At 34.0% G+C, this 16,228-nt stretch carries 20 protein-coding genes; 10 read left to right on the top strand and 10 right to left on the bottom strand.

Annotation, left to right across the window (positions count from 1 at the left end):
- Positions 1 to 17: 17 nt before the first annotated feature.
- From HS5_RS09390 to HS5_RS09375, 4 genes are all read left to right on the top strand, one after another.
- Positions 18 to 569, top strand: coding sequence for an AAA family ATPase (locus tag HS5_RS09390; protein WP_236751149.1), 552 nt, complete (start codon positions 18 to 20; stop codon positions 567 to 569).
- Positions 551 to 1,045 carry a CDP-2,3-bis-(O-geranylgeranyl)-sn-glycerol synthase gene (locus HS5_RS09385; protein WP_236751148.1) on the top strand — a complete coding sequence of 165 codons (495 nt, stop codon included), beginning with the start codon at positions 551 to 553 and terminating at the stop codon, positions 1,043 to 1,045. Before HS5_RS09390 ends, HS5_RS09385 begins: the two co-directional genes overlap by 19 nt.
- A gap of 8 nt (positions 1,046 to 1,053) precedes the next feature.
- Positions 1,054 to 1,389 carry a hypothetical protein gene (locus HS5_RS09380; protein WP_236751147.1) on the top strand — a complete coding sequence of 112 codons (336 nt, stop codon included), beginning with the start codon at positions 1,054 to 1,056 and terminating at the stop codon, positions 1,387 to 1,389.
- Positions 1,390 to 1,817: 428 nt separating this feature from the next.
- Positions 1,818 to 2,033: a hypothetical protein gene (locus HS5_RS09375; protein WP_236751146.1), complete on the top strand. Its 216-nt coding sequence runs from the start codon at positions 1,818 to 1,820 to the stop codon at positions 2,031 to 2,033.
- Here the strand turns inward: HS5_RS09375 and HS5_RS09370 are convergent.
- On the bottom strand, positions 2,030 to 4,090 hold the full coding sequence (locus HS5_RS09370) for a minichromosome maintenance protein MCM (protein WP_236751145.1): 2,061 nt from the start codon (positions 4,088 to 4,090) through the stop codon (positions 2,030 to 2,032). The two genes, HS5_RS09375 and HS5_RS09370, sit on opposite strands and share 4 nt — an antisense overlap.
- Positions 4,071 to 4,550, bottom strand: coding sequence for a DNA replication complex GINS family protein (locus tag HS5_RS09365; protein WP_236751144.1), 480 nt, complete (start codon positions 4,548 to 4,550; stop codon positions 4,071 to 4,073). The genes HS5_RS09370 and HS5_RS09365 overlap by 20 nt, the downstream gene beginning before the upstream one ends.
- A gap of 79 nt (positions 4,551 to 4,629) precedes the next feature.
- Here HS5_RS09365 and HS5_RS09360 point away from each other — a divergent pair, with 79 nt between their 5' ends.
- The 3 genes from HS5_RS09360 (at position 4,630) to moaC (ending at position 7,101) form a co-directional block, all read left to right on the top strand.
- Positions 4,630 to 5,133: a THUMP domain-containing protein gene (locus HS5_RS09360; protein ID WP_236751143.1), complete on the top strand. Its 504-nt coding sequence runs from the start codon at positions 4,630 to 4,632 to the stop codon at positions 5,131 to 5,133.
- Between the two features lie 45 nt (positions 5,134 to 5,178).
- Entirely contained in the window at positions 5,179 to 6,417 is a 1,239-nt protein-coding gene (locus tag HS5_RS09355) for an ORC1-type DNA replication protein (RefSeq protein WP_236751142.1), read from the top strand.
- A gap of 234 nt (positions 6,418 to 6,651) precedes the next feature.
- Positions 6,652 to 7,101, top strand: a complete 450-nt coding sequence (moaC, locus tag HS5_RS09350) for a cyclic pyranopterin monophosphate synthase MoaC (protein WP_236751141.1) — start codon at positions 6,652 to 6,654, stop codon at positions 7,099 to 7,101.
- Here the strand turns inward: moaC and HS5_RS09345 are convergent.
- The 4 genes from HS5_RS09345 to psmB are packed head-to-tail and all read right to left on the bottom strand — an operon-like array spanning position 7,082 to position 10,495.
- Positions 7,082 to 8,416, bottom strand: coding sequence for a replication factor C large subunit (locus HS5_RS09345; RefSeq protein ID WP_236751140.1), 1,335 nt, complete (start codon positions 8,414 to 8,416; stop codon positions 7,082 to 7,084). The genes moaC and HS5_RS09345 overlap by 20 nt on opposite strands.
- The gene (locus HS5_RS09340; RefSeq protein ID WP_236751139.1) at positions 8,413 to 9,393 is read right to left on the bottom strand and encodes a replication factor C small subunit; all 981 of its coding nucleotides are present in this window, start codon (positions 9,391 to 9,393) and stop codon (positions 8,413 to 8,415) included. The genes HS5_RS09345 and HS5_RS09340 overlap by 4 nt, the downstream gene beginning before the upstream one ends.
- Before the next feature lie 36 nt (positions 9,394 to 9,429).
- Complete coding sequence (locus HS5_RS09335; protein ID WP_236751138.1) at positions 9,430 to 9,876, bottom strand: YbhB/YbcL family Raf kinase inhibitor-like protein; 447 nt, start codon at positions 9,874 to 9,876, stop codon at positions 9,430 to 9,432.
- Positions 9,866 to 10,495, bottom strand: coding sequence for an archaeal proteasome endopeptidase complex subunit beta (gene psmB, locus HS5_RS09330; RefSeq protein WP_236751137.1), 630 nt, complete (start codon positions 10,493 to 10,495; stop codon positions 9,866 to 9,868). The genes HS5_RS09335 and psmB overlap by 11 nt, the downstream gene beginning before the upstream one ends.
- A 66-nt stretch (positions 10,496 to 10,561) precedes the next feature.
- Between psmB and HS5_RS09325 the strand changes: the two genes are divergently transcribed.
- The gene (locus tag HS5_RS09325; RefSeq protein ID WP_236751136.1) at positions 10,562 to 11,353 is read left to right on the top strand and encodes an ATPase; all 792 of its coding nucleotides are present in this window, start codon (positions 10,562 to 10,564) and stop codon (positions 11,351 to 11,353) included.
- Here the strand turns inward: HS5_RS09325 and HS5_RS09320 are convergent.
- Both HS5_RS09320 and HS5_RS09315 read right to left on the bottom strand, forming a co-directional pair.
- Positions 11,341 to 12,270: a DUF1641 domain-containing protein gene (locus HS5_RS09320; protein ID WP_236751135.1), complete on the bottom strand. Its 930-nt coding sequence runs from the start codon at positions 12,268 to 12,270 to the stop codon at positions 11,341 to 11,343. The two genes, HS5_RS09325 and HS5_RS09320, sit on opposite strands and share 13 nt — an antisense overlap.
- Positions 12,267 to 13,496: an FAD/NAD(P)-binding oxidoreductase gene (locus HS5_RS09315; protein WP_236751134.1), complete on the bottom strand. Its 1,230-nt coding sequence runs from the start codon at positions 13,494 to 13,496 to the stop codon at positions 12,267 to 12,269. The genes HS5_RS09320 and HS5_RS09315 overlap by 4 nt, the downstream gene beginning before the upstream one ends.
- Before the next feature lie 159 nt (positions 13,497 to 13,655).
- Here HS5_RS09315 and HS5_RS09310 point away from each other — a divergent pair, with 159 nt between their 5' ends.
- Both HS5_RS09310 and HS5_RS09305 read left to right on the top strand, forming a co-directional pair.
- A complete protein-coding gene (locus tag HS5_RS09310; RefSeq protein WP_236751133.1) occupies positions 13,656 to 14,243 on the top strand; it encodes an alpha/beta hydrolase in 588 nt (195 codons plus the stop codon).
- Positions 14,243 to 14,878, top strand: a complete 636-nt coding sequence (locus HS5_RS09305; RefSeq protein ID WP_236753525.1) for a DUF2250 domain-containing protein — start codon at positions 14,243 to 14,245, stop codon at positions 14,876 to 14,878. Before HS5_RS09310 ends, HS5_RS09305 begins: the two co-directional genes overlap by 1 nt.
- A 1-nt stretch (position 14,879) precedes the next feature.
- Here the strand turns inward: HS5_RS09305 and meaB are convergent, their stop codons facing one another.
- Positions 14,880 to 15,797 carry a methylmalonyl Co-A mutase-associated GTPase MeaB gene (gene meaB / locus HS5_RS09300; RefSeq protein WP_236751132.1) on the bottom strand — a complete coding sequence of 306 codons (918 nt, stop codon included), beginning with the start codon at positions 15,795 to 15,797 and terminating at the stop codon, positions 14,880 to 14,882.
- A complete protein-coding gene (locus tag HS5_RS09295) occupies positions 15,781 to 16,206 on the bottom strand; it encodes a cobalamin B12-binding domain-containing protein (RefSeq protein ID WP_236751131.1) in 426 nt (141 codons plus the stop codon). The genes meaB and HS5_RS09295 overlap by 17 nt, the downstream gene beginning before the upstream one ends.
- Positions 16,207 to 16,228 lie beyond the last annotated feature (22 nt).

Below are 16,228 nucleotides of genomic sequence, written 5' to 3'. Positions count from 1 at the left end.
ATTAAAAATTATACTTAGTGGAATATAAGCATTGTAAGTTAAGCGAGTTTGTTTTCAAAAATGGTAATTTAATCTCATTTTACGGTACTGCAGGTAGTGGAAAGACTGCAGTAGCTTTGCAAATTCTTGAAGAAATAACACCTTCAATATATATTTCTACTCAAGGAAAGTCTTACGAAGCTAGAGTAGATAGGATGTCTTTTGTAAGTAAAAATACCTTTTTTGTGGAGGCAAATAGTGCAGACGAAGTGATAGAAAACATCATCAAGAGTATTGAACTTCAGCCTGAACTTATCGTAGTAGATTCTATTAACACTTTTTATAGACTAAATAGAAAAACCATTGATTTAATTCAGCCCTTAATTTTTCTTAAGGAATTTTCTAAATACAAAAGGATAATAATAACTTGGCAAATGTCAATGAATAATAAGGTCAGCGGTGAAAAATTCATGAGATATTTTTCAGATGATGTAATAAGGGTAACTAAGAATTATTTAATAGGTAATTTAAGGGAGTGTAAATTTAAGATAACAGATAAAGGTGTTATAGGTTGCTTAAAGAATTACTAATAGCTTTAGTAATATATTTTCCTGCATTTGCAGCTAACGGATCTGCGCCTTTTGTTAAAAGAGGACATCCCATAGATTTTAATAGAATGTTCTTTGACGGAAGAAGAATATTTGGTGACGGTAAGACTTTCGAAGGCTTGTTGGTAGCATTAACTTTCGGTACTCTCGTAGGTATTATAATAGCAAGGTTCTTAGGCTTATGTTGGATTTTCATCTCTTTCGTGGAATCCTTATCGGCAATGTTAGGTGACATGACTGGTGCGTTTATAAAGAGGAGGCTTAATATACCTAGAGGAGGTAGGGCAATAGGTTTAGATCAGCTGGATTTCGTGTTAGGTTCGTCATTGGCGTTATTTCTTTTACATGTTAATATTGAATTATATCAATTTCTCTTTATTATCCTAGTTGCATTTATAATGCATATACTTACGAATAATGTAGCATATCGATTAAAAATAAAAAGTGTTCCGTGGTAGGTTTATGTATGGGAAATACAAACAAGCTTTACTCAGAAATTCTAAGTAGTTATGTTATAATAATTCTGATAGTGCTAATTATGATGGGAATAATGGGAGTATTAGCAATACCTTATTATATCTCACCTATCACGTACTCAAATGGAGGAGCTCCTGCAGGAGTAACTTACCTCGACGCAGGGATAATATTAATCGCATTAGTTCTTGTTGGAGTATATTTAATAGAGAGGAAACAATTTGAGTTCGGAGTTGTTAGTGTGCTATTTGCACTTATAATCCTTACAATTCTAATATGGGATCTCTATGGAGTAAGCGATGTTACTAACATCATGCATAACATTTGATAAAACTAACGACAAACCTCGCCTTTTTACGGTAGACTCAAAATCTGATTAGTAAAAATAATTTTCATCTACTAATAATAATCTATAGGAATTTAGTGCGATTGGATAGTTGTTTTTACGAAAATTTTTAGAGATTTCTAAGTGTTAGATTTTTTATATTTCCACAGGTGAACTGAGGGATATTATCGCAATATCAGAAAATAATACGATACAAATATGAAAAATGTTTTATTTATTATAATTATTGATACATTATTCTTAATACTTCTAAATCTGAGTATAATGACGTATATTCTTTCACTTATGATTAGAAAAAGGAACTTGGTATTGAGTTTATATTTGCGAAATGATTTTGGGTCTACTGTTTAGGGCATGAGGAGGTTAGTGGGCATGAAAAAACATTTATATTAAACGTAAAATTTAAGTTTATGGATCCAATAAAAATTAAGCTCTCAAGCGGTAGAGAAGTAGAAATAAATGATGATGCAGTAAAGGTGCTAAACAAATACGTCAGAACACAGATAACGTTAGAAGAGCTAGCAAAAGACTTAGGATTAAGTGGATGGGAAGAAGCTTATGATTTAATAAAACAAGTGTCCGCATGGATAATGTGGTATCCAGAAACAATATATAAGAGAAGTTAGACTTTCTTGTAACATTCTGGTTTAGTCTCGTAGATCAATCCGCTCTTTTTCATATCGGAAATTAATTTTTCAGTGCTTTGCCTTTCTATTCCTTCTCTTTCAGCTTCTTTAACTATTTCCCTTAACTTTGCACAACCTTCAGATCCTGAGAGCGAGTCTATTATTTCCATTATCTTTACCATCTTTTCTCTTGCGCTCTTAGGCTTTCCAGTCATTATAGTATCAATGTCCATAGCTCCAGACTCTACGTCGATTCCAACTTTTTCTAGAAATATTCTCATTATATTTATTGCATTTTCAGCATCCTCTTTAGTCACTATCCTTCTTAATGCCATCCTTGCATATGCCTCAGATAATCTAATTAATGCCTCAAGTTGTCTAGGCGTTATGAGTATTGGCGAATCTGGTGATTCACTGCTCTTTTTCCTCATTTCAACGTAGAAGTCTGCTAATAATTGCTTCGCTTCCTCTGATAATTCTGGGTTTACGTATTTCCTAGCGTAGGCAATATATTTCTTGAGTAAATCTACTGTAACAATATCTTTTACGGATTTCCCGCCATGCATATCTAAAATGTGAGAAGCTAGTCTTTGATCTTCATCACCAGGTTTATCCACTAATATGAATATTAAATCAAACCTAGATAGTATGGTAGGAGGTAAATCAATATTTTCTGAAATTCCCCTTTCTGCAATGTATCTTCCGAATTTTGGGTTACCTGCAGCGATGATCGTAGCTCTCGCATTAAGTTTTGCTACAATGCCTGCTTTTGCTATTGAAACTGTTTGTTGCTCCATTGCTTCGTGGATTGCCACTCTATCCTCTTCTCTCATCTTATCTATTTCGTCTATTACTGCAATTCCTCCATCCGCTAATACTAAAGCTCCAGCTTCCAAGTAATAATCTCCGCTATTCTTTTCTCTAACTACTGCAGCAGTTAAACCAGCCGCAGTTGCACCTTTCCCTGTAGTATAAACTGACCTGGGCGCAACTCTCGCAGCAAATTGCAAAATCTGTGATTTTGCAGTACCTGGATCTCCTATTATGAGGACGTGTATGTCTCCTCTTATCCTAGTTCCATCTGGCATTATTCTTGGTACTCCGCCAAATAAGGCTAAAGCTATGGCCTCTTTTATTTCCCAATGGTCAAAAATTGAAGGTGCTATTGAGGATATAATTTTCTGTTTTATCCAAGGATCTTTAGCAAAATCTTCAATTTTTTTCTTATCATCATCTGTTATTTCTACTTCGTCTAAGACTTTTTGTGAAACCTCTATACTTAAAGCTTTCATGTAAACGTCGAAAACTGCTCTACTTCCTCTTTTTACTATGGAATCTTGTTTGATTAAAAGAATTCCAGTTATTTTTACTCTGTCTCCAGGTCTCGCAGAGTCAACTAAATCATCTTCTAGGACAACTTCTAATTGTCTAGGTAATTGTCCAGGAGGAACTTCTTCTGGTCTCTCTTGTAATATAACTTTTTGCCAATCTGTTAGCTTAGTTTTTTCCGCAACTATCTCGAATTGTCCTGGTTTTCCGCACAATGGACATATAGTGGGAGTTTTTATTAACTCATCCATTTCCTCGTCTCCTTCTGGCCATTCAAATTCTTGGTTGCAGTCAGGGTGAGCGTGTTTAAACACTACCTTATAAGCTCTCTCTTTAACGGGAGTTTGTTTGGTAAGTATTCCTTCAACTGTAATAAGTTTATTAATATAATTACTTCTTATCTTTCTTAATTCTATAGTTCTGGGAAGATTAATTAACCTAACGTGAACTCTTTCAACTTCGTCAGGATATGTGGGATCAATTTCCGAAATTATTTTAACTAGTTTGTCGTCAAGAATTTTAAGAGTATACAATGGATTGACAATTATTTCTGTAGCAATTTTATCATTGTAAGAATACATGTCTGCAAAATCTAGTAGAAGGCTTTTCTTTCTGTAAGCTATCATTTCATTCAATTGATTCATATATTTATAATTTCCAGTAGAATCTTTGAAGTTCTTAATAAAGTTCTCAAACTCAGTTGGTAAATCAATTTGTTGAGCTTCCAATTACATCACCATAAAATGAGCTTATAATTTTCTTCATACTTAAGTATGCCAAATATTCTTCTTTTGTCATTTTACTTATAAGTGTTTGGTCATTTATGCTTAAAGATGCCAATTGTATAATTTTCCTTAATCTAATTAATGAAATTTCATTGATCATACTTTTTACTTTCTTTAGTTCTTCCAATCCGTCAATTCCTTTTCCTTTAAGCTCTTCTTCAAGCTTTTTTACCCTAAAATAAATGTCTGGATAAGTTTTAACTAAGGAAGCAGGAGTAGTCGAACTCTGCTTTTCTTGGAAAAGTAATTTACCCAGCTCTTCTGTACTTATTGAAGTAATCTTAACAAGATTTTTCTTTTCCAAGTTTTGAGCAAGCCATAATGGTATTTCATCTTCACTTCCTTTGGATAATGAAATTTCTGTAAATCCTAAATCTAAGGGACCTATATCATCAAATACCATAATTTTTTTCCTCTCTGTCAATTGCAACTTATTTAAGGCTCTAAGTAGCACTTTAAACATATATTCTATATTTGATTTTATGCTTAATAACAATATGGAACCTAAGCTGATTATTACCGCGTTAGCAGGAAAGGGAAAGAAATGTAAGATGGAGATACTTGATAGACTTCTAATAAAAGATGATAGTGCCGATGTGAATGAGGTAAAACAGAACGTTTTTCTAGTTTGCTCTAAGCTTTCTCCTCTCGAGGCCTACGGTCTAATAATTTCTGCACCACCAGCGTGTATGGGCAGGATATTTATTGTTAATAAGATAAGTAAACTATCAGAAGTTTTCAATGACGCAGAAGAATTACTACTTTCTAAAAAAATCAAAAAATTTTATGTAGAATGTATCAGTCGAGGTAATAAGCAGGTAGACTGTAGGTCAATAGAAATTGGAATAGGCTTAAAAATGAAAGGAAAAATAGAAGTGGATTACAAAAATCCAGATTATATTCTATTTGTGAATTTAATAGGAGACTATGCTTATCTTTCTTTAATGAGAAAAGGTCAGGAAAAAGTTTCGGTTAACTCTCTCTAATAAAATATAAGGTATTACTACTAAAATATCGTATGAGTGAAAGTTATGGCTTTACCTAGCGATATAATAAATAACAGTTTAAACTCACCTAGCGTATTGAAAGATGGATCTAAATTAACTCCAGATTACATTCCAGACAGATTGCCTCATAGGGAGGACAAACTAAAGGAATTAACAATAGCATTTAGAGATATAGTTAGTGAGCCTGGAAAATCGTCAGTTAGAGTAGTTATAACAGGAAGAACTGGTACTGGAAAAACAGTAACTGCAAGAATTTTTGGCAAAGCTTTTGCGGACCAGGTTAAAAATAGAGGAATTAAAGTAGAATACGTTCACGTAAATTGTCACAGAGAAAGAACTCTATATCTAATTACCATGAAGATAGCAGAACAATTAAAATTATCAATACCTCCTAGAGGATTATCTTCGCAAGAAGTCTTCAAAATAATTCATGAGTATTTAGAGAGAAGAAACATGTATGTAATAATAACCTTAGACGAGTTTGATTACTTCCTCAACTCTTCACCGCAGGAAGATATCTATTTTATAGTAAGGTTATACGATGAACTTGCAGTTAACGTAAAAAGAGTAAGTTACATTTTTATCATTAGAGATTTAACTACTCTTTCTAACTTAGATAAAACTGTAAGAGACCATATAGCGAGGGATATAGTAGAATTTCCACCTTACAAATCTAATGAATTATATGATATTTTACAAGATAGAGTTAAAATAGCGTTTTATGATGGGACAGTCACAGAAGATTCCGTTAAGTTTATCTCAAACATTAATGGTTTCGATAAAGGAGGCAATGGTAATGCTAGGCTTTCAATAGAAACTTTAGAATTAGCAGGGAGAATAGCTGATGCAGAAGGTTCACCTATTGTTACAGTTGAACATGCCAAAAAAGCTAATTCAAGGCTTAATGAAGAAGCTAGTATAATTTTAGATGAATTAAGCTACCTCGAGTTACATCCAATGTTGTTAGTGAAAGCATTAATAAACTTGTCAAAAAGGGAAAGGAAAGAAGCTTTTCCAATAGGAGAAGTTGAGGATGAATATTCTAGGTTATGCGAATTATTAGAAGTAGATCCTAGAAGGCATACTCAGATCTTTGAATACATGAGGAGATTAAAACTAATGGGAGTAATTAATACTCAACAAAGCGGCAAAGGAATGAGAGGAAGGACAACTTTACTTTCATTAACCTTTCCTGCGAGCCAAGAATTAGATGATTACGTAACAAAATTGATTGGGGCGTTGAAGAATTCAGAGCAGAAATGATTTTATAAGATTCAAAATTATCTATGCGTTAATAAAATATGGAGATCTCCCAATATCAAATTTATCTAAATTAGCTAGAGTAAAATTTAATGTTTTAAAAAGAGAATTGGACTACTTAAGCGAAAAGGGATATGTAGAAATACTTGCAGGTGAAAGATCTAAAATTGTTAGATTAAACTACACTAATCAAAAGATTATTATCTTAAAGAACCTATTAGAAGAATTAGATGATTTATGACAGAAGCAAGAATGGTAGATATTAGTGAAAAACAGTCAGTTCTCAGAATAGCTATAGCAGAAGGTTCTATCAAATTAAAAAAGGAAACTATAGAGAAGATCAAAAGAAGAGAAATAGAGAAAGGAGACGTAATTGCTGTAGCTAAAGTTGCAGGAATAATGGCTGCAAAGAAAACTCCAGAAATATTACCAATGTGTCATCCAATACCTTTAGAGTCAATAAATGTCGAAGTAGAGTTAGATGAAGATAAGGTCAATGTAAAAACGGAAGTGAAAGCCCATTATAAGACAGGAGTTGAAATGGAAGCGTTAACTGCAACATCCGTAGCATTGTTAACTGTATGGGATATGGTTAAGAAGTATGAAAAAAATGAAGAAGGGCAATATACAACTACTCAAATAGATGAAATAAGGGTTGTAAATAAAATTAAGATCTCTTCTTCCTAGTAGTATATCTTCTTCCAGAATAGTATCTTTTTGTTGTTGTCGATTTTCTACTTTCTACCTTCTTTTCACTTTCTTCCGATTTTCCTGTTATTTCGTTTAAGAAGTTAATTTCATCTGGAGATAAATCGAGATCTTGGCTTAATTTATTCTCATATTTCTCATAGAATTGCAAGAAAAGAGGATACACGTCGTTGAGGGTTTTTTCTTCTGAAGAGTGAATTTTCCCTGCTATTTTACTGATTATCTTATCCCTAATCTCCCTATTATATCTGGACTTAGAAAGCATTTGAATAGTCTGAGGAAACTGATACTTTCTCCATTTAGGTTTCCAGCCAGGATTCTGTTTCTCAATTTCTGCCATAGCTACTCCAGGCCCCATCATATCAAAAGTATAGCTTAGCATATCCCAACTCGAAGTCTTAGCTCTAGATAAGAAGATTGAAGCTCTAGACAATGCATCATAAGCCCTATATACATCTTCCATATTATCATATTGAACGGGTATATTTTCTGAAAACCATTTCATGAGTAAATCGTAATCTACTTGAGAACTGGTTACTGCATTTTTTGCTTGCCAAGCATATCTTGCCCAAAATACCCCTCTTACAGTTTCAAAAGGATCTAATTCACTTTCCTTTCTTCTCGCAAATTCTTTTACATTCTCCGAAGTAATTTTCTTAAATCCTTCAGCAGTAGCTTCTAAAAGATTAATAGCATACCTGGCATCTCCGTTACTAATTTCTATAATTTCGTCCAAAGCATCATTGTCACACTGCAATTTTTCGGAAGTGCATATTTTTCCAAGAATTTTCCTCAAAGCATATTTTCCCAATTTCTTTACTTCAACCATTCTTGCGAGGCTTCGTAATTCTCTTAAAGAAGGATCCCAAGGATCATTAGCGGCTAATAACACTGGGTACCTAGTCTCCTGAACAAGCTCTGCGATTGCAGGTATTGCACCCATGTCTTGTCTTGCATTTATTCCGTCAACTTCATCAAGGAAAATTAATTTTCCTTTAGTACCGAAAAGACTTCCGCTCACTGCAGCTCTTTGAGCAGTATTCTTTATTGCCTCTAAATTCCTGCTGTCACTTGCATTCATTTCAAGTAATTCTAAACCATAATCATGTGCTAAAGCTTGTGCTAAAGTGGTTTTTCCAGTTCCTGGAGGACCGTAGATTAATAAAGCCTTATTTTCAGGCTTCCCAGATAGCCAACTTTCAATCCATTTTTTTAATTCTTGCTTTACATCTTCTTGATTTTCAACATCATTTAAAGATTTAGGTCTATACTTTATTATCCAAGGTAACGTCATTTAGAAGACCCTATATACTTGTTTCCATATATGGCAATCCTAGCTAGTAAAGCAGAAAGCTGAATTTCATCATCAGCTCCTTCTATTATTTTATATTCTACTTCTCCAATGTAATCCATTAACAACACTCTCAGCTCTTCTGGAATTTGTAACTCATTAGAAGTTAATTCCCTATGAAGTTGTTTAACTATATCCTCTCCAGATAAACCATAAGTGACTATCAAAGACCTTAGCTTATCTCTTGATTCCATGAACTTTCCTGCTAACGCAAGTTTTAGCATATCTCTTACTTCTTTAGGTTGGGCTAGTCCTAGAACTTTAAATACAGTCTCTACTGAGACTTTACCGTAAGCGGAAGCTGCCTGAAGCGTATTTATAGCTTTCCTCATATCGCCCATAGTAATATCGTAAATAGTCTCTAATGCTTTTTCGTCATATTCAACTTTTTCTTCTTTTGATATGTACTCAAGTCTTCCTACTACGTCCTCCTTCTTTAATGGATAAAATCTAAAGAGTGCAGTTCTTGATTGTATTGGATCTATTATCTTGCTCAGGTAATTACAAGCTAATATAAACCTAGTGGATTCTGTGTACAATTCCATGGTTCTTCTTAAAGCTTGCTGAGCATCTGCAGTCATGTTATCTGCTTCATCAAGTAAAATTACTTTGAAAGGCACAGATGAAGAAATCATTGTCCTTGCAAATTCTTTAACTTTATTCCTAATTACATCAATTCCTCTTTCATCACTGGCATTCAATTCCAAGAAGAACTGTTCATACGAATCACCGTATAAATCGTGAACTAGCGCCAACGCTGCAGTAGTTTTACCAGTGCCCGGTGGTCCGGCAAAAAGTAGATGAGGCATGTTCTTTTCTTTTACAAATCTTTTTAATCTTTCAATTATGTCCTTTTGATTAACTATATCATCTAAACTTTTCGGCCTATATTTCTCCGCCCAAAGGATTTCTTCTTCCATCGAGACAAAATATTCTTGCCTAAAATTAAAAAGGATTCACTTCCTCTTGTACTTACCCATTATGCTTCCAGAATCTAAGACATGACCTTCAATTATTTCCTTAAGTTCATCTGCAGTAATTTTAGGTTTGTAATCTAACTCGGAATCTAAAGCGTAAATATTAAAATAGTACCTATGAGCTCCATGAGTCCTAGGAGGGCAAGGTCCATTATATCCTATTAACTCGAAATCGTTAATACCTTGAAAGCCATATTCTATTTTCTCCTTTTTTGGAACATTTTCCGGCAAAGAATTACTCTTTATATTGTAAATAACCCAATGAATAAAAGTGCCTGCAGGAGCGTCTGGATCTTCAACTATTATAGCATAAGTTTTAGCATTATCAACCTTATCCCATTCTAAAGGTGGAGAAATATCTTCTCCATCACAAGTATACTTTATTGGTATAAATTCTTCGTTCTTAAAAATTGATTTAACTTGCATTAACAGTTCCCTTCCTCAAATATACTTCCTTTTCCACGTGACCGGTTTTAGTTATCTTCGTTACAATAACTCCAGTTCCGGTATATGAATCCCTCTTTATTGCTGAAAGAACTGCCCTTGACGCAATATCCATAGCTTGATCTACTGTTAAATCTTCTTTATACTCGTCTTCTAAAACTCCCATTGCAACGGGAGAACCAGATCCAGTGGCAACATATTTTTCTTCTGTCATATCTCCAAAGTAATCTAAGTTATATAGTCTAGGTTGACTATCGTACCCACCTATTAGAATCTGAACTAAGTAGGGGAAGTATTTGGTCTGAGAAAGAGTATTAGCTAAATATGTTGCTAAAGCTTTTACGCTAGTAGGTCTATTTCCAGAAATGGAGTTATAATGATATAAATTCTTTAGTACATAATATAGGTATTGTAAATCTGCTACGCTTCCTGCAGTAGTTATTCCTATATTATCTGTAATATATAGAATTTTTCTTACCATCTTATTAGCTACGAAAAAACCTTCGCTAGCTCTCCTATCTGCTGCCAATACTACTCCGTCTTTAGCTAAAACACCCACTGTAGTAGTTCCTTTCCAAGGCTTTATCTTAGGAGTTTCCATGCTATCTATTTAATTTTTTGTGTATTTGAAGCTTACTTTTTAATTGATAACGAAAATGAGAACATTATGAAAATCCTAGTAAATGGCTTATTGCCTTTCGATTCTGGAAAAACAACTTTCTCACTTATGCTTATAAAAGAATTAAAGGAAGTTGGCATAAAATTGTTTCCGTTAAAACCAGTAGCCGGCCATAATGCATGGTATAGTTTTAACACGCTATTAAGAAGTTATGATCTAGGGATATTAGCTGGAAATGACGCATTAAAATACTATGAAGAAACTAATGAGAACATAAGAAAAATAAATCCCTTTGCTGCACTTATGTCTCCAGTTGATTTAGAGATATTAAACTTCAATGTGGAATATTACAAGAATTTAATGACTAACGGTTATCCTGTAACGGTTAGAATTTCGTGTGGAAATGCCGATAAGTATTATGCAACAGAACTCAATTTAATTCCTCAAACAGTGAAAAATGCCCTACAACAACTATATGAAAAATTTAAGCCTAAGATTATTTCTAGTAATGATTTAAGAGAAATGATTAATAATTCTTGGCATATTGCAGACTCTTGTGTTCAACATAATAAGGACGAATTAATAGAATCTTATAACGATGCTTCTGCTCCTATTCCTTCTGCAGCTGATGTGGATTATGTCTTTTTAGTCTCTCCAGCTAAAGCTTTTTATGTAAAAGGAGAGGAATTTAAGAAAGTCATCTCATTATTTTCTCTCCCACCTTGGATAATAAGGGCCTCAAGTCTAATTAAATACCTAAAAATAGAAAGATCTTTCGATTTGCAAGTACTCACATCAAAAAATGATAAAATCTTAGATTATTTAATTCATGACTTGTAGTAAGATCCTATATTCTTTAAGATCTCTATAACTACTCCTAAGCCTTTCTGAACTTCTGGATCTCTTAAACTCGAGAGTAGTCCTCCTAATCCAATCGGTTTTACTTTCTCAGATTTTAATGCATTTCCTACTGCAGTTAGTAAATTTACTGTTGATTGTTCTTTTGCAATATCTTTTACTATATTTATAGTGTCCATCATTTTTCCTTCTTTCAATCCCTCTCCAATAGAGTTTATTAATTGTATATAATATTTGAAATTAGTCATATCTATTTTAGATAAATCTGAAGTTATCTGGTTCCAACTAGATATAAGGTTCAGTGTAAAGTCGTTAACTAATGCGCCCATTATTTTTCCCATGTATTCCTCATCGTGTAGAATACCTTTTATAGGATCTATTATCCCTGACTTATTAAGGTCCTTAAGTAATCCAACAGTAGATTTTATTGCAGAAAGCGTTTCAGCGTCTGTTAAGTCAGTTATAAGGTCTACAATATTATTCCATTGTCCTATTAATTCAAGTACTTTGTCGTTTACAATAGCTCCCATTATTTTGCTCATGTATTCCTCGTCTTGTAAAATTCCTATTATTGGATCTATAATTCCAGTACCCTTAAGTTTGCCTACTAAACTTAAGGCATACTTAACATTATCCATTGTTTCGGCATCCATTAAAAAATCTAGTAACCCAGTAAGTTTATCAAAGTTGTTTATCAAGGTAAGGGTCTTGTCGTTTACAATAGCTCCCATTATTTTCCCTAAGTACTCCTCATCATCAAGTACTCCGTTAACTACATCTATGATGCCAAGTTTATCTAACTTCTCTAGGAGTTCTAATGCATGATTTACACTTAGTAATTTTTCAGGAGTTAAAATCTCATCAAGGGCTGTTAGCTCTACGTCTGCCGTTTCTATCACCAGCTAGCTAAGAACTTTTCTAATGCCATATCTCCTTTAGTCCACATGAAATATTTAGTGAATAACTCCTTCTTAAGATGGTTTACTGCTGCTGGATCTGCTACGGTTACTGTTCCTCCGTACCAAGTATCGTCCTTTACTGATACTGCATAACCTTCATACGGGTTATCTGCTACGCATACAATTGTTGGATAGTACTTATCAATCTTAGTTGGAATTCCTAATCTGTTAGCTAAGTGTTGCGAGGCTATCCTTCCTGTCATCACTGCTAAGTATCCTAACTTTGGAACAGTCATTGAGTTTGCGTCACCTACTGCATAAACGTTATCGTATTTAATTGATACCATGTTTAAGTCTGTTGGAATGAATCCCCCGTCGTCTACTAAGTCAGAAGTTGAATTCTTTAACGCAGGATTTCCAGTGTAGGGTGGTAGCAGTATTGTGATATCTGCTGGTATAGTATTTCCTTTCTCATCAACTATTTCATGATCTTTTATTTCCTTTACTCTAAAGTTATGAATTAGCTTTATTCCCAACTGGTTATATATGCTAGCTACTGCTTTTCTAGAATTTGGAGAGAGATCAGATAAATATTCTCCTGGAGAGAATACTGTAACGTGAACCTTATCTAAAATTCCTAACTTTTTGAAGTATCCGTGAAGCATTAATGACATTTCAAAAACTGGTCCTTCGCAAGCTGAGTCTGCATTAGGTACAAAGTTTTCTGGAACTTTAGGCTTTGGATTATGGCCTTGATAGAACGGTCCAGAACCTATAGCTATATTTCCTCCTTGGAAAGTAGTTAGTCTTTCTCTTAATTTCGTTGCGAATTCTGGTTCGCACACGCTGTAACCGTAGTTATCCCAACCTTTAACTAGCTCAGTAGCTAAGTGAGCACCTATTCCTACTATTACATAATCATATTCCTCTTCAGCCATTGAACCATCAGGTTTTGTGTAATATACCATACTGCTTTTAGCATCGATCTTCTCTATAGTACCTTCTTGAAACTGTATTCCTTTCTCAGGAAGTGCCTCACTCAAGTTTACCTTAAGTTCGTCAACGTCTCTAACTCCTATAGCGACATGAGGTAGAGCAGGCCTAAAATAGCTAAACTTACCTTTATTAATTACTTTTACATCGGCCTTACTTCCTACTAATCTCTTTAATGTGTATGCTGCAGTTAAAGCTCCAAATCTTCCTCCCAAGACTAATACTTTTGTCATGTAAGATCATTACTATTATATCTTCAACAATTATAAATTTTTATTTAAAAATGTTTATACGTTATTCATCTTAGTTAATTTTTCGTCAAAATTGTTTTTTATCTAAAAATCTACAAAATCTTCAGAAACTTTATATCTTTTTAATTCGCATATATATGTATGCAGTTAGAAGATAAATTCATTGAAGTAAAAGGGGCTAAAATACATTACATCGAAGAAGGAAGTGGAAAACCGGTTGTACTTCACCACGGTGCAAGATTTAATGCTTACACTTGGAAAGAAGTAGGTACTGTATCCGCAATAGCCGAAGTTGGTTATAGGGCAATATCAATAGATTTTCCAGGTTTTGGAAAATCAGAGGAAGATGGATTTTCTTCACTTTCCAGTTTTATTGGTGATTTCATAGATACAATGAAATTAGAAAAGCCTATCTTATTGGGAGCATCAATGGGAGGAGAAGCAGTATTAGGTTACGCAGTAGATCATACTGAGAAATTAGGAGGATTAATATTAGTAGGAGCTGTAGGAGTAAGCTCTTACGAAAGTAAGTTGAAAAACTTAGACGGATTACCGGTATTATTAATATGGGGACATCATGATACTACTTCTCCAAAGAGAAACGCAGAGCTAATCTTAAAGTATGTTAAGACCGCAAAGTACGTTAACATAGGTAATCAGCATGCTTGCTATTTAGACGATCCTGAAGGGTTTAATTCACAAATAAAGGACTTCTTGAAGGGCTTATGATGGAGGAGGAATTAAAGGATAAACTTAAAGAAGTTTTGAAGGATAAGCGATACTTGCAAGTTTTACAACATCTAAGGAAAGCCAATGTGGATTACGGAAAATCAATAATGTTGAATACCAAGATACCTATTGAAGAAGTTATTGATATTCTAGATAAGTTGGAAGCTTTAGGATTAATAGAAAGGGTTCATGGTGCAACATTAAAAAACACTGAAGCTAAATTCAAATTGAGCTCGGAAGTCCACAAGCACCATACTTACTATAGGCTTACAAGAGAAGGAGATCACCTTTTAAGGAACCTAGATGAAAAAGAGTTAATAAAAGCTTACATTAACCTAGTAAAAAATGATGATTTAGCTAAGGATATTCTCAGACTCGCTGAGGAATTGAACGCTGATCACGCATTAACTTACTCAAAATTAACACACAAGACTCTTGAGGAAGTTACGCCGAAACTTGAGGAATTAGAAAAGATGGGATTACTTGAGGAAGCTAAGGCTAAAATAATAAAATTCGGAGATAGGAAATCTAAACCTAAAAAGGAAACTAGAACCCATCACAAATATTATGGGCTTTCAAGAATGGGAGAATTAGTAGTTAGAGAGATGAAGCGAAGAGGTATTATACCTAGATGAATTACAATGATTTTTTAACATCATTGTACACTTTATCTATTATACTGAGAACATCGCTCCAGTTATCTGGAAAATCCTTATTTACCACATCTTGAATTTTCTCGTCTATTTTCCTTCTTATAATCAATTCTACCATCTTTTTTCTTCTTTCATTAACCTTTTTATCAAAATTACCGTTCTCTTTCAAATACTTCTCGTGAGTTTCCAGAGCGTCAACCAATTCTCTTATCCCAGTCTTTTTCAAAGCACTGACTTTGAGAACTAGGGGCTTCCATCCATCCCAATTGCCACTATCTATTGCAAACTTTATCTCATCATAAAGCACTTCGGCCTCAGGATATTCTGCCTTATTTATTATGTAAATATCTCCTATTTCCATTATTCCTGCCTTTAATGCTTGTATTTCATCTCCTGTTCCAGGTACATTAACGACAGTAATAGTATGAACACTTGAAACTACTTCAGTATCTGTTTGTCCTGCTCCAACGGTCTCGACTATAATTGGATTAAAACCTAAGCCATCCATTGCTTCAATTAACATTATTGCTTCGGAAGAAACTCCACCTAAATGGCCTCTAGAGGCTATACTCCTTATGAAAACATTATTCATCATAGTCTTATCTTGCATTCTTATTCTATTTCCCATAAAGGATCCCATGGAGATGGGACTAGAAGGATCTATCATTATAACTCCTATTTTTCTTCCTCGTTTAGAAAACTCTTCAATAAGTGACGAAATTAATGTACTTTTCCCGGCTCCTGGAATACCGGTAATTCCTATAGTATGAGCATTTCCTGCCCTTTTACTTAATTCCTCTAAATATTTCATTCCTTCGTCTGTCATGTATTCTATTCTTGTAAGTACTCTAGATATGGAGAGTTCTTCTCCTTTTAACGCCTTTTCAAGTAGCTTGTCCAACTTTTATACCTCTCTTCTTTTCGGCAACTCTTTTTACTTTATCAACAATTTCCTTTAAGCTTGAGCCGGGTAAGAACACCTCATCAACGCCCATGTTTTTCAGTTTTTCGATATCCTGAGGTGGTATTACTCCGCCAACTATTAGACCCACATCTGTTAATCCGTTTTCTTTCATTAAATTAACTAATGGCGGAACTAGTTCTAAATGAGCTCCACTTAATATACTTACTCCTATAACATCGGCGTCTTCTTGAATTGCGGTTTTTACTATTTGAGAAGGAGTCTGCCTTAATCCTGTATAAACTACTTCCATTCCAGCATCTTTTAATGCTCTAGCTACTACCTTTGCTCCTCTATCGTGGCCATCTAAACCTAGCTTTGCAACTATAACTTTTATCCTCTTTTCCATATTACTCAGAAGTTTATTGTGT

The sequence above is a fragment of the Acidianus sp. HS-5 genome, assembly GCF_021655615.1.
Taxonomy (GTDB): Archaea; Thermoproteota; Thermoprotei_A; order Sulfolobales; family Sulfolobaceae; genus Acidianus.
This window is presented reverse-complemented; position numbering and strand designations above follow the sequence as displayed.

What these genes read in the sequence shown, in the direction of transcription:
- HS5_RS09380 (WP_236751147.1), top strand. Translation starts at nt 1,054, where the DNA reads ATGGGAAATACAAACAAGCTTTACTCAGAAATTCTAAGTAGTTATGTT.
- HS5_RS09375 (WP_236751146.1), top strand. Translation starts at nt 1,818, where the DNA reads ATGGATCCAATAAAAATTAAGCTCTCAAGCGGTAGAGAAGTAGAAATA.
- HS5_RS09365 (WP_236751144.1), bottom strand. Translation starts at nt 4,550, where the DNA reads ATGGTATTTGATGATATAGGTCCCTTAGATTTAGGATTTACAGAAATT.
- HS5_RS09360 (WP_236751143.1), top strand. Translation starts at nt 4,630, where the DNA reads ATGCTTAATAACAATATGGAACCTAAGCTGATTATTACCGCGTTAGCA.
- HS5_RS09355 (WP_236751142.1), top strand. Translation starts at nt 5,179, where the DNA reads ATGGCTTTACCTAGCGATATAATAAATAACAGTTTAAACTCACCTAGC.
- moaC (WP_236751141.1), top strand. Translation starts at nt 6,652, where the DNA reads ATGACAGAAGCAAGAATGGTAGATATTAGTGAAAAACAGTCAGTTCTC.
- HS5_RS09345 (WP_236751140.1), bottom strand. Translation starts at nt 8,416, where the DNA reads ATGACGTTACCTTGGATAATAAAGTATAGACCTAAATCTTTAAATGAT.
- HS5_RS09340 (WP_236751139.1), bottom strand. Translation starts at nt 9,393, where the DNA reads ATGGAAGAAGAAATCCTTTGGGCGGAGAAATATAGGCCGAAAAGTTTA.
- HS5_RS09335 (WP_236751138.1), bottom strand. Translation starts at nt 9,876, where the DNA reads ATGCAAGTTAAATCAATTTTTAAGAACGAAGAATTTATACCAATAAAG.
- psmB (WP_236751137.1), bottom strand. Translation starts at nt 10,495, where the DNA reads ATGGAAACTCCTAAGATAAAGCCTTGGAAAGGAACTACTACAGTGGGT.
- HS5_RS09325 (WP_236751136.1), top strand. Translation starts at nt 10,562, where the DNA reads ATGAAAATCCTAGTAAATGGCTTATTGCCTTTCGATTCTGGAAAAACA.
- HS5_RS09315 (WP_236751134.1), bottom strand. Translation starts at nt 13,496, where the DNA reads ATGACAAAAGTATTAGTCTTGGGAGGAAGATTTGGAGCTTTAACTGCA.
- HS5_RS09310 (WP_236751133.1), top strand. Translation starts at nt 13,656, where the DNA reads ATGCAGTTAGAAGATAAATTCATTGAAGTAAAAGGGGCTAAAATACAT.
- HS5_RS09305 (WP_236753525.1), top strand. Translation starts at nt 14,243, where the DNA reads ATGGAGGAGGAATTAAAGGATAAACTTAAAGAAGTTTTGAAGGATAAG.
- HS5_RS09295 (WP_236751131.1), bottom strand. Translation starts at nt 16,206, where the DNA reads ATGGAAAAGAGGATAAAAGTTATAGTTGCAAAGCTAGGTTTAGATGGC.